Origin of the sequence: Vibrio profundi (assembly GCF_005281835.1) — a bacterium.
Classification (GTDB): domain Bacteria; phylum Pseudomonadota; class Gammaproteobacteria; order Enterobacterales; family Vibrionaceae; genus Vibrio; species Vibrio profundi.
Genome location: NZ_RZIS01000003.1, coordinates 417,390 through 429,328 on the forward strand (window position 1 = coordinate 417,390; position 11,939 = coordinate 429,328).

An 11,939-nucleotide genomic window follows, 5' to 3' on the forward strand; every position below is an offset into this window, starting at 1 on the left:
CAAGGACGATACGATGACGATAGCAGGAAGTTGTTTATGCGGGCAGGTTACTTTTGAGTCTAAGAATACTTTTAAGTACTTCCACTTATGCCACTGCAAACAATGTCAAAAAACAACGGGTTCGGCACATGCGTCGAATCTTTTTACATCGCCTGATTATGTCGTTTGGTTAACAGGGCAAGAACTTGTGAAACGCTTTGACGTTCCTGGACGAGCGATATCCAAAGCGTTCTGTACCGAATGTGGCTGTGGGGTTCCGTATTTGACGGCGTCAGGTAAATTAATGGTTGTTCCTGCTGGTAGTTTAGATGGTACGCCAAACTTACTTCCACAGGACAATATCTTTTGTTCGGAAAAAGCCAGTTGGTACGAACATGGAATTGAAGCAAAACAGTTTGATGCATTTCCTGAATAACGGTTTTGCAAATAGGGTTTCGTCATGGATTACGAGAAATTTAATGAGTTTTGTGCCCGTTTAACTGCCACGTCTTATGTCGTTCAGTGGGGAGGTGCTCATGTATGGAAAGTCGGTGGCAAAGTGTTTGCGATAGGAGGCTGGGGGCCTGATGACGAGCCCGCCTATACTTTTAAGACCTCGACATTAAATTTTGATTTTTTGAGTAACAATGAGGGGTATCGCCCAGCGCCTTATTTTGCTAATCGTGGTATGAAATGGATACAACAAGTAGACACGTCAAGCTCGCTCGATGAGGAGTTAGAGTATTACTTGGTAGAATCTCATCGTTTGGCCTCTCTGAACTTGTCTAAAGCCAAACAAAAAGAACTAGGCCTCAACCAATAGCGACGCAGAAACCAGTGTCGCTGCTTTGTCTCGAATTTTATTTAAACTAATCATTAAACTTCACGGTTAGAGGGCGTGTCGACGTATAGTGATAAAAAGTAAGTCTCTTTTGTTTTTAAATGCAATTCATTAATTGATGAAAATCAATTTGTGATCTCTGCCAAAATATATATTTCAACCGATTCGCTGTTTATCAAAATGTCACTAATGGCTCAATGTAATTATGCTGATGTGACTTGTTTGTTTTCATAATATCGGCAGATGTCACATTATTATAAATGAGTATATGAAAGGTCTTATTTATAGGGTGAAGTAATATCTCAAATTCTAAAATGAGATGGTGGTTATTTCGGCTTGGAATTGTTTTATATAGCGAGCTTCAGAACAGGCTTAATGTGGAAATATTAATTAACTGATATGTATCAGTTGCTTACATTGCCAGTCCCGAGTTTCTACGTGCTCTACCTCTCTTTCAGGAACCTTTTAATTATCCTTAAACGTACGAGCTAATTGTATTTTGTTCACTATGGTTGTAATCGATTGCCTTATTTTTATTCGATTACAAACTAAACTCAGTTGCTTAAAACTTCGTGATGTTAGCCGCATAAAATTATTTTTGAAAGTAATTTATAAGATAAAGCTTCGTTATAGCTGCTAACTTATTTTTAGATGATAATTTATAAAAACATTAACTGTCTAACCCTTATTAAAATGTGAAACAGGACATCACGATAATTAACTGAAAGGTAAAATTATGTTTAGGATGAACAAAATAGCAGCCTCATTGGCTTGTATTGTTTTAAGTGGCCACTTATTCGCGGCCGAACCATACGATTCAACTAAGACTTATTCTGGCGGTACTCAAGTAACGGTAGATGGTAATACTTATGAAGCAAAGTGGTGGGTAAACGCAGGGCAAAGTCCTACAGATAGCTATGCGAATGAATGGGATTCTCCATGGAAACTCGTTAGTGGTACAACTCCAACACCAGACCCTGATCCGACCCCAGATCCAGACCCAACGCCGGACCCAGATCCTACGCCAGATCCGGACCCAACACCGACACCAGATCCAGACCCGACACCGGATCCAACACCAGACCCAACCCCAGGTATTGGTGCATGTGCCGAGTTCAATGTTTACCCGAATTGGACGCAAGGTGACCATGCAACAGGCGGCGATATTATGGTTAACGATAATGTTGCTTACAAAGCGAACTGGTGGACATCATCCATTCCGGGAAGCGATAGCAGTTGGGGGCATCACCTAGACTGTGACAATTCCTCTTCTGGAGGCGGAACAACCGCACTTTCATTACCAAACCCATTAGACCCAGTACGTTTAGAAGTTAATGGATGGCCAAGCAACTTTGTTGTAGCAAGCCCTGCTAGTTTAGATGCACCTTCAACTGTTACTGTTAATGCGTTGAATAGCCAAGATCTTGCGGACGTTACTAAACTTACCGCTGCATTTGTCGCTTTGATCCAAGCGGCTGACGTAGCGGGTTCTACTTCTATCATTTTAAATAGTGATGTATTGGATGTGGCGACAGCCGATAAAGGCGCTGCATTAGGTACAGTTGCTGTTAAGCAAGCGCTAACTGCTGCAGTCGACTCAACGGGAACACATAGTCAATTCGATACAGCTACTATCAATAGCCTTACTGATGATGTTAAAGGCTGGGCACAAGCGCATAACCTAGTCATTTCGAATTTAGCTCCACAGGCAACCTTTGGTTGGGCACTAAGCATTGGTGACTTTGCTTACAATACTCATTCAGGTAAGCGAGCGGTTTGGAATGCAGCTTCCGGTGCATCTTCAGACCTACTGTCGACGTTCGAGCTGTACAAAGCCGGTGCTGCTAATAAAGCTGACTTTGTTGCATTCACTAAGTCCGCAACAACGACAGCACTTACTGAAGAGCAATGGCACTACGCGCTAGAATACGTTAAACAGGTTTCTGACCATATTAAAACTCCGGCTCTATTGTCTTCGGTTCCAACTTCTCAAGCGGCTAGCTACTTCTTAGGTAATACTTCAGGTGACCGTCATATCAGAAAAGCAGCGCATAGCAATATCTTCGCTATTTTGTTTGATTCGGATAGTGCAGATCTAAATGCTAAAATCGCTCGTTACCAGACTGAAACGGTTCCTTTGTATTATGTTGGAGAAAGTGTGCAAAATGGCCCTCTAACTCGTATCACATCATTAAACTCTGAGTTAGCAAGCGCTGAAAACGCAATGAACAACCAAGCCTTCCTATATGAAGTCGCTCAATCGCAATGGGCACCATCGACTGTATATAAATGGGCGGACTTCCTAGCTGGCTTGAACTCGATGCATAACGTAGGGGTAGCTGGCAATACGTTCTGGCTTCTGGATGAGACTGCAGACGATGCTACAAACACGCTTTACGCGAAAGTCGCTATCGCAGCTTTCTTATCTCAAAGTATGCAAGAAACCATTCGCTACAACGCTTGTGATGAGAACAACTGGTCTGAAGTTCGATACGGAGCGCCTGTTAACTATCCAATGACAGCTAGTTGTGGTCAATTAGGTCAGAAATACGCGGATTACGGCATGGATCCTAATACAGGTGTTGATCACCCATACTCTTGTCCTCGCGACCCGAAAATGGAAGTGAGCGCATTAACAAATGCGAAATGGTATGGCGCACCAGCTCCTATCTTTGCTGCACCTGACTCAGTACTCGCTGAAAAAGGTTTGTTGGTAAACGGTAATGTTGGCCGCTGGACCAATGATGGCCACTGTATGGAAGTTCCGACAAGTGTTGATACGTCTAAACAAGTTTGGGAGCGTGGTGAGTGTAAAATCTACGAAGGTCAAAAAGCAGGTAAATTCATCTGGGATGGTAGCGATACAACAGGCACGGTACAAGGCTGTGGCTGGTGGGGCCGTGGTGTTATTCAAACCACAGGTCGTCAAAACTTTGGTACGTTGAACCACTTTATGGGCCGCTCACATGTGAACCCAGAAACTATCGGAACAACGGTGAATGGCACGGTTGTGGAAGCGCCTCCTGCGAACCCACTTTATGCTGACTTAGATTTCTGTTCAAACCCAGGGCTAATTTGTAGCTCAGAAGAGAATAGAGAAATTAAGTGGATTGCTGGTTTATTCTATTGGGTATCATCCGTACAGACATACAACGATGAAGGTGGTCCATACGCACATTGGAATTACCACACTGAATTGAAGAAGTATGTAGATGGCGGCTTACAAGGAACTGAGTTTATCGACGCAGTCTCAGGTATCGTAAACCGTGGTTGTCCTGATAGCCACTGCCCAATCAGTGGTGAAGTACACGCAGTGAAAGAACGTCGTGACAACTTCGATCTTGTTTTGAAAACATTAGGTGTTACCAAGCCGTAACGCTATAACGTGAAACAATGAGATAAACAATTAAAGGCTCCCGATTATCGGGAGCCTTTTTGTTATGCGTTTATTCTCTGTGAAGGGGAGCGGATATTTAGCGAAGTCTTGATACGACTTTTCAAAGGGTTATATTTTCAACCAAGAAGTCCAAAAATGCTTTGGTACGTAGGTTGAGGTGCTGGCCTGTGTAAAACACGGCGTAAATTGGAATTCCTTCATTTTGCCATTCACTCTCCATTATCGGAACCAAGCGGCCAGCGCCAATATCTTGTTTGACGGTAAAACGAGAGAGACAAGCGATACCTAGATGGTTCAATGCCATTTGCTTTAATGACTCACCACTATTACTGGTAACAGATGCGTCATTGACGATGAACATTTCATTCTCGTCTGTTTTTAGTGGCCAACGATTTAAATGTTCGAATTGGTGAAAGCCCAACAGCTGATGGTCTGTAAAGTGAGAGTAATGAGTGGGTAATCCGTTCTGAGCGATGTATTTTGGAGATGCATAAAGCCCACGATGGGTTACCCCGAGCTTTCTTGCGCGCATTGTTGAGTCTTGCAGATCGCCAATTCGGATTGCGATATCCACGTTAGTGTTGAGCAGCTCTGTTTGTCCTTCACTGTTAATCAGGTTCACTTTTAACTCGGGGTAAATTGTTCGAAGTTTACGAAGCAATGGAACGATCGCATAAAGTGAAAAAGGCGTCGCTGCGTCAACCGTTATTGCGCCTTCGACCGTATGATTAAGATGTTGAAAGTGGGGCATGATAGTTTCATGCTCCTTTAGAATTGAATAAGCTCGTTCTAATAGCCATTCTCCCTCAACGGTCAAATGTACTTTTCTCGTTGTCCTTTTAAAAAGCGAGGCATGAAACCTTTCTTCTAGCTTTCGTATGGTTCGACTGACAACCGGTTGAGTGATGTCTTTAAGGTTCGCGGCGGAACTAAAGCTTTTGGTTTCGGCAACAGCTACAAAAATTTCAAGTTCATAAATCGATGGTTCGCTCATACTTATATCTATATGGCTATTAGTGTTATAGAAAAAGTAGCATTTAAGTTATAAAAGTGTCGAGCTATAGTTTCCTCATCGACTAGCAGATTGGAATGAAGTCGGCTCTCGGCTTCAGCTAATCAAAGTTAGCGGAATATGTTTTTCATTAACCGGAGTGATTTATGCGACTATCTAATATTCAAAACAAGTTTGGCGAAATCTATGGTGAGTTACTTTCAGCTTGCTCTAACCAAGCTGAAGCCGCTTACGTGGCACTAGAAGTGTCTAAACTTAATGGCTGTAGTTACTGTATACAAATGCACACAAGAGAGTTGGCGCAATTCTCTGAATTAGAGTTAGAGAAGCTTGAACATGGAAAAATGGCGGCAATCGTACAGGGGGTTGTTAAGTGCGAACCTGTTGCACGAGATCATTACGACATCGCACTCATTGAATATGCGATTCTAGTTAACTCATTTAACAGAGTCGGAAAACTGGCCTAATGCGTGAGCTAGCCACAAGGATAAAGTGCACTCAACTTACGGCTAGCGGTTCTTAGTTTTGCCAGATTAAGAGCAAAGTGAATTTGCTTCGTGGATCACCTTGTTAATCGATGGTATAGGGTCGAAACCCTCAAGGGGAATTTTGGAAAGCCTGATACTTTCATCAGTGCGGTCATTGAATATGATCGCATTCATGGTGAGTTTGTTTGCGTCACTATCATTAAAACGAAACAGCAATGAGGTTTGACATAAGCTTGAGTCGATTTGGTTCAAGCTTAAGCTTTTTTCTATAGTTGTTAACACTTGAAGAGAGCTAGAGTTATCGTCGATATATAAGGTTTGATTTATATTGTTGTACTTTCGATACTGCGTTGCGCTATTGAGCTTATTGGACGAGTCTGACTTTGTATAAGCATCCATCGCGAGTAAACATAGGGCAATCAAGAGTCCGAATATTGAGACGAAAATGGACTTGGTGCTGACTAACGTAAGCGAAGCACTACTTGGGAATAAGTGCGGTAAAACTTTGAATACTTGTTGTGTCGTGTTGCCTTCCTTTGCTAAACGAGTGTTAGCGTCGTCGAGATCGGTTTCTTTAACATTATAAGTATCAACGCTGTCTGCATTGGCTGAGTTTTCTGAAGGCTCAATGCACAGTTTGTAACCAATCTTACTGATGGTAATTAATTGTATTCCTTGAGCTTTTAACCGAAGAAATACATTGCGAATGTTTGAAATAACATTGGTTAGCGCTTGATCAGTAACAATAGCGCCGTTCCAGCATTGTTTAAAGAATTCATCCCGGCTAATGCAATGTCCAACGTTACTAATCAGTAAACTCAATACTTTAAAAGAAAGTGGCCTGAGCGAGATGCAATTACCGTTTGAGTTGGCGATGTCTCGGTCTTGAAGGTTAATGGTTAGATTTGCGAGTTGGAGAGTACGGTTCATGGGCATTTATCTAAATCTGATTAGCTTTCAATCAAAGTGGGTTATTTCTGCTGGTGGCTATTTTCCATATATTAGCGTTGAGGGTTGTAAGGCATTGTAAGACGAAGCGTTACATTTCACGACATAGCGAACTATTGTTGCATTTACTATTGAAAGGTTGATGCATAATGGAATTGTGGTTGGTTTTTATTTTATTTAAAAACAGTGACTTAGTTGGTGTTTGTGAGAGAACTACTTTATAAATTATAAAGCGATTATATTGTTGTGTGTTTTTTTGATTTTTTTACTTCTATCTTGTCGGCAACTCGAAGTGGTTCCGAATTGGAAGGAAATAATGAAAAAAACAATGCTAATGGCAGCGGTAGTTGCATCATCTTTTGTTGCGACAAACACATTTGCAAATGAAGTAGAAGGTTTCTACTTAGGTGGCGCGATCGGTACAACCGGTATCGATGACGGTGGTCTTTATAGCGGTACTCTTGCTCCAATTACTGTTAAAGCCGAAGATTCAACATTCAAGGTGATCGCTGGATATCAGTTTAACCGTATCGTTGCGATTGAAGCGCAGTATACAAACTACGGCGATATTGTTGCGAAAAACGCATTGAATCAATCTACATACACTTGGTCTCCAACTGCGTTTTCAGTTAGTGCCAACCTAGGTTACACATTTGAAAATGGTGTGCGTCCATTTGGTATCATCGGCTTAGCGTCCATTGATCTAGACCAGTCCCTACCTATGCTTCAAGATGATAGCGGTGAAGGCGTGCGTCTTGGCTTTGGTGTTGAGTACACGCCAGCTTCAATCGGCAACGTTAGCTTTAAACTGGGTTATGAAGCCGATGCATTTACGATTGAATCTGCATCTGTTTACGATAGCGATAAAGACATCGTGATTGATTCGTTCTACGCGGCAGTAGCGTACCGTTTCTAAGCTCGATTCTCTGAATTCTGATATAAAAAGCCGAAGCATTTGCTTCGGCTTTTTGTTCCGTAGGATGACTTATCCTTTAACGGCCCCGGCCGTAAGGCCTGCAATCAAGCGACGTGAGCTGATGACAAACATCACCATTAACGGGATAACAGCGATAGATACACCAGCAAAGATAGCGCCATAGGGGATTAAACCGGTGCTTCCTTGTAAGGCACGTAATGCGAGCGGAACGGTAAACATTTCCATATCATTCATTACAACTAATGGACCCATGAAGTTATTCCACTGGCCGATGAACGTCACTAAGCCTAAGGTGCCTAAAGCAGGTGAAATCAGCGGAAGTACAATGCGCCAGTAAATTGAAAATTCCCCACAGCCATCCATACGTGCGGCTTCAATCAACTCTTTTGGTATCGCACTTCCTATATATTGACGCATTAAGAAGATGCCCATAGCTGCAACCGCCATCGGAATATAGATCGCTTTTGGCGTGTTCATCCAGCCTAAGAACGACATAATCAATGCCGTTGGAATCATGCTCAAGAACGCAGGCAGCATCATGGTTCCCATAATAAATAGGAACAGGCCTTTCTTGTATTTGAAATCAAACATTGCAAAGGCATAGCCAGCTAGCGAACAAAACAGCAAGTTCAATAGGGTAGTGATTGCCGCAATGTAAAAACTCCAACCTAAGTTCTTCCAAAAGTGCGGTAAATACTCGATAAGTGCTGCCAAGTTATTCATTAACTCATTGCCAAACCACATTGGTGGTGGTACTGACAAAATCGCCATATTGTCATGAGTTGCGAAGATAAACATGAAGTAGAAGGGCGCAAGCATAACCAAAGCGCCAATTGCTACAAAAGCGTAAGCAGTAAGCTGAGCGAGGGTGATATTACTTTTCATCTTCTTGTACCTCAGTTTTGTCTGCAAACAACTTGTTATTGCCCCAAGTTAACGCGGCGATGATCATAAATAGTATCCAGGATATGGCAGACGCAGTACCAAAGTCGCCTTCTTGGAATGCAGTGATGTACATATGCATTGCTGCTGATTTACCGGCTTGGTCAATACCGCCTGTACCGTTAGTGATGATGAATGGTTCTTCAAAAATCTGAAGGCTACCTATGATGGATAACGTGACTGCGAAGAACATCATCGGCTTAAGCATCGGAACGGTAATGTAGAAGAATTGTTTGATCTTGGATGCACCATCAATCGTTGCAGCTTCATACAAATCCTTTGGAATGGTTTGCATAGCCGACAAATAAAGGACAGTGTTCCAGCCCACGTATCGCCAGAATACAACGAATGAAATCATGCCTTTCGTGTATTCAGGTTGGTTCCAGTCAATATTTTGAGTTGGGAATATCCATGCAAATGGTTCAATGCCACCAATCGAGATGGTGCCAATTGATGTGAGTATCATATTTACAAGGCCGTAATCTCGAGAGAAAAGGGTCGTGAAAATCATCGCGACCGCAACTGTCGACGTAATGTAGGGCAAAAAGTACATTCCGATGACAGTATTTCGCATGCGAGAGAAGCTAGTATGGATAAAGAACGCAAGAGGAATGGCGACTAAATGCTGAGGAATACCTGAAGCTGCAGCCATCCAAAAAGTATTGTAGAGCGATTTATGAAACCATTCGTCTTCAAGAGTAAAGGTGTAGTTTTCAAAGCAAACCCATTCCATTGCGGCTAAGCCGCCCGCGGGTTCCCAATAATGAAACGATAGGTAGAGAGAAAACAGCATTGGGAAGATGCCGAAAATAGAAAAGATAATAAAGAATGGGCTAATAAAAATGTAAGGTACCCATTTGTAACCCTTAGCACGCATCCTTTGGATTAGTGATTGTTGAGGGGTAGTGATTCCTACCGGTGTCGTGGTCGCATTACTGATTGACATAATTCCGTTTCCTTAACAACAGTAGGTTAGGCTGCTTGAACGACTTTACCTTCGCCGTCGAAGATATGAGTTCGGTTAAGATCGAAGAAAAGCTCGATTTCCTGGCCTTCAAATTTTTCAAGCGTGTCTGCGGAAACGATTTCTGCTAGCACCTTTTTGTCACCTAGCTTGCAATGCAAGTGATAAACAGAACCAAGCAGTTCAGCCATCGTCAGCTTTAGTTTCACACTCCCAATATTGTCAGATTCAATCGCTTGTCTATTGAGATGGAAATCACTTGGTCTAATCCCGTATTCGACATTTTGCTGGGCGATACTAAATTTGGTTGGCAATGCTACGTGCTGGTCAGCGAGAGTGATATGAGTAACGTCTTCATTTCGTGCTAGAGCCGGGATAATGTTCATCTCTGGAGCTCCGATGAAGGTTGCGACGAACTTACAACTTGGATTGTCGAAGATTTCTTTAGGCGTACCAACTTGCGCCACGTAACCGTCTTTAAGGATGACCACTCTGTCCGCTAGGCTCATTGCTTCGATTTGGTCGTGAGTCACATATAGCGTTGTGGTTTTAAGCTTTTGGTGCATGGCCTTAATTTCAGCACGCATAGTGCCACGCAATTTGGTATCTAGATTAGATAGCGGCTCGTCAAATAGGAAAACAGAAGGTACACGAACCATTGCTCGTCCCATTGCTACACGCTGACGTTGGCCACCAGAAAGAGCTTTCGGGTAACGTTTCAATAAAGGAGTCAGTTCCAGAGAGTTGGCGACTTCAGCGACATGAGTTTTTACGTCGGCTTTGGATACGCCAGCCATTTTTAGTGGGAAGCCGATGTTCTGCTCAACGGTCATATGTGGGTACAGTGCATAGCTTTGGAATACCATTGCTGTGTTTCTGTCGGTTGGATGCAAATCGTTAACGACTCGGTCACCGATAAAGATTTCGCCTTCAGAGATGTCCTCTAAACCTGCGAGCATTCTAAGAGTGGTCGACTTACCACAGCCTGAAGGCCCAAGGAAGACAACGAATTCTCCATCTTGAATATGAAGATCGAATTGTTTAACTACTTCGGTCTTTCCGTAGCGTTTTTTAATATCTTTAAAAGTTACTGAAGCCATAGTGTTTGCCTAATTATTATATTGACCTAGAAAGAAAAAGAAGCCGACTATTCCCCCCGAATAGTCAGCTAACGCGCATATTATCGGCGTGCGCGGCGCTTAATTAGCTTAGCGGCATCTGCTAACGCTTTATCGATAGAAACACCGCGGTTTAGTACTGACTCTAGTGCGTCATCGATGATCTGTTCGGCTACTGGATCATGTTTATGAGCTTTGATTGCCGGGATTTTAGACGCAGAGTTACGCCATTGGACGCGAGCCTGCTCACCGCCTAAGAATGCCATCGGTTGGTCCATCAATGGCGCGTGTTGAGCCTCAATCAATGATGGGAATGTACCAAAATCTAATGCTTGTACTTGTGTATCAACACGGTCTGCTAAGAACTTGATGAAGGTCCAAGCGGCTTCTTTGTTTTCCGCTTTCTTCGGTATAGTTAAGAAAGTACCGCCCCAGCTAGCGTATGTCTGTTCTGGTAGGTCGGCGGTGCGCCAATATGTGGTATCTGGTGAAACGAAATCGCGCAAATGACCAACAAACCAAGAGCCGAACATCTGAGTGGCAATATCACCTCGACGAAGGCCTTCGTTCCATTCTGTGCTCCACAAAGCGACTTGCGCATCAAGGCCTGCTTCGCGAACATCTTGGGCAACTTCGAAAGCTTTTTTAAAGCGATCGCTTTCAACCAATATTTCATTGTTAGGTCCAAAGTAAATGGACTCGCCGTCTTTTAGGCCTGTGCGGATAACAATGTCTTTCACTAGCTTAGTATTTGCGACCAAATAGCCACCAGTTTCAGCTTTGATTTTTTTCCCTGTCTCTACAAAGCTGTCCCAGTCTTTGAGAAGCTCTTCAGGTGTTACACCTGCTTTTTCAAGTACATCACTACGGTAGAAAATAGCGCCAGGGCCAATATCTACAGGGAGCCCAGCTTGTTCGCCTTTTGCGTTTTGGCCAAGTGGTACTGTGAATGGGGAAAACTTCTCGGTGAATTCACCAGCGTTATACGGCGCTTTGCTCAAGTCTTCCAGGCCACCAGCATTAGAGAAACGGCCGATGAATCCGACTTCGATCGCGGCAACGTCAGGTACATTTGAACCCGTAGAAAGTGACGTAGTTAGGGCGGTATGGTGATCGGCAAATGCCAAAGACTTTAGATTGATTTTGATATCAGGGTATTGTTTTTCAAACTCAGGAGTAACCAATCGAATGACTTGGTCATAGTTAGCAAATGCCGCTACATCTAGCTCGACTTTTTCAGCCATCGCTGCGGTAGAAAAAAGTGCAGCGCTGATTGCGCTCGCTAAGCAAGCTTTAGAAAGAGTATTTTTCAT

At 43.1% G+C, this 11,939-nt stretch carries 11 protein-coding genes; 5 read left to right on the forward strand and 6 right to left on the reverse strand.

Going from position 1 to position 11,939, the window contains the following annotated elements:
- Nucleotides 1-13: 13 nt before the first annotated feature.
- The 3 genes from ELZ11_RS10670 to ELZ11_RS10680 all read left to right on the forward strand — a co-directional run bounded on the left by ELZ11_RS10670 (nt 14) and on the right by ELZ11_RS10680 (nt 4,196).
- Complete coding sequence (locus ELZ11_RS10670; RefSeq protein ID WP_137357387.1) at nt 14-415, forward strand: GFA family protein; 402 nt, start codon at nt 14-16, stop codon at nt 413-415.
- A gap of 24 nt (nt 416-439) precedes the next feature.
- Nucleotides 440-802, forward strand: a complete 363-nt coding sequence (locus ELZ11_RS10675; protein ID WP_137357388.1) for an MmcQ/YjbR family DNA-binding protein — start codon at nt 440-442, stop codon at nt 800-802.
- A gap of 754 nt (nt 803-1,556) precedes the next feature.
- Nucleotides 1,557-4,196 (forward strand): cellulose-binding domain-containing protein, encoded by a 2,640-nt coding sequence (locus tag ELZ11_RS10680; protein ID WP_137357389.1) that lies wholly within the window; start codon nt 1,557-1,559, stop codon nt 4,194-4,196.
- A 121-nt stretch (nt 4,197-4,317) separates the two neighbouring features.
- On the opposite strand, the gene ELZ11_RS10685 is transcribed toward ELZ11_RS10680, so the two are convergent.
- Nucleotides 4,318-5,211, reverse strand: a complete 894-nt coding sequence (locus ELZ11_RS10685; RefSeq protein ID WP_137357390.1) for a LysR family transcriptional regulator — start codon at nt 5,209-5,211, stop codon at nt 4,318-4,320.
- Nucleotides 5,212-5,375: 164 nt separating this feature from the next.
- Here ELZ11_RS10685 and ELZ11_RS10690 point away from each other — a divergent pair, with 164 nt between their 5' ends.
- Nucleotides 5,376-5,696 carry a carboxymuconolactone decarboxylase family protein gene (locus tag ELZ11_RS10690; RefSeq protein WP_137357391.1) on the forward strand — a complete coding sequence of 107 codons (321 nt, stop codon included), beginning with the start codon at nt 5,376-5,378 and terminating at the stop codon, nt 5,694-5,696.
- A gap of 66 nt (nt 5,697-5,762) precedes the next feature.
- Here ELZ11_RS10690 and ELZ11_RS10695 read toward each other — a convergent pair whose 3' ends face one another.
- Nucleotides 5,763-6,647: a winged helix-turn-helix domain-containing protein gene (locus tag ELZ11_RS10695; protein WP_167494663.1), complete on the reverse strand. Its 885-nt coding sequence runs from the start codon at nt 6,645-6,647 to the stop codon at nt 5,763-5,765.
- A 334-nt stretch (nt 6,648-6,981) separates the two neighbouring features.
- Here ELZ11_RS10695 and ELZ11_RS10700 point away from each other — a divergent pair, with 334 nt between their 5' ends.
- The gene (locus tag ELZ11_RS10700) at nt 6,982-7,581 is read left to right on the forward strand and encodes a porin family protein (RefSeq protein WP_137357393.1); all 600 of its coding nucleotides are present in this window, start codon (nt 6,982-6,984) and stop codon (nt 7,579-7,581) included.
- A 69-nt stretch (nt 7,582-7,650) separates the two neighbouring features.
- Here the strand turns inward: ELZ11_RS10700 and ELZ11_RS10705 are convergent, their stop codons facing one another.
- The 4 genes from ELZ11_RS10705 to ELZ11_RS10720 all read right to left on the reverse strand — a co-directional run bounded on the left by ELZ11_RS10705 (nt 7,651) and on the right by ELZ11_RS10720 (nt 11,939).
- Nucleotides 7,651-8,487 carry a carbohydrate ABC transporter permease gene (locus ELZ11_RS10705; RefSeq protein WP_137357394.1) on the reverse strand — a complete coding sequence of 279 codons (837 nt, stop codon included), beginning with the start codon at nt 8,485-8,487 and terminating at the stop codon, nt 7,651-7,653.
- A complete protein-coding gene (locus tag ELZ11_RS10710) occupies nt 8,477-9,490 on the reverse strand; it encodes a carbohydrate ABC transporter permease (RefSeq protein ID WP_137357395.1) in 1,014 nt (337 codons plus the stop codon). Before ELZ11_RS10710 ends, ELZ11_RS10705 begins: the two co-directional genes overlap by 11 nt.
- Nucleotides 9,491-9,516: 26 nt before the next feature.
- Entirely contained in the window at nt 9,517-10,608 is a 1,092-nt protein-coding gene (locus ELZ11_RS10715; protein WP_137357396.1) for an ABC transporter ATP-binding protein, read from the reverse strand.
- An 80-nt stretch (nt 10,609-10,688) separates the two neighbouring features.
- Nucleotides 10,689-11,939, reverse strand: coding sequence for an ABC transporter substrate-binding protein (locus tag ELZ11_RS10720; RefSeq protein WP_137357397.1), 1,251 nt, complete (start codon nt 11,937-11,939; stop codon nt 10,689-10,691).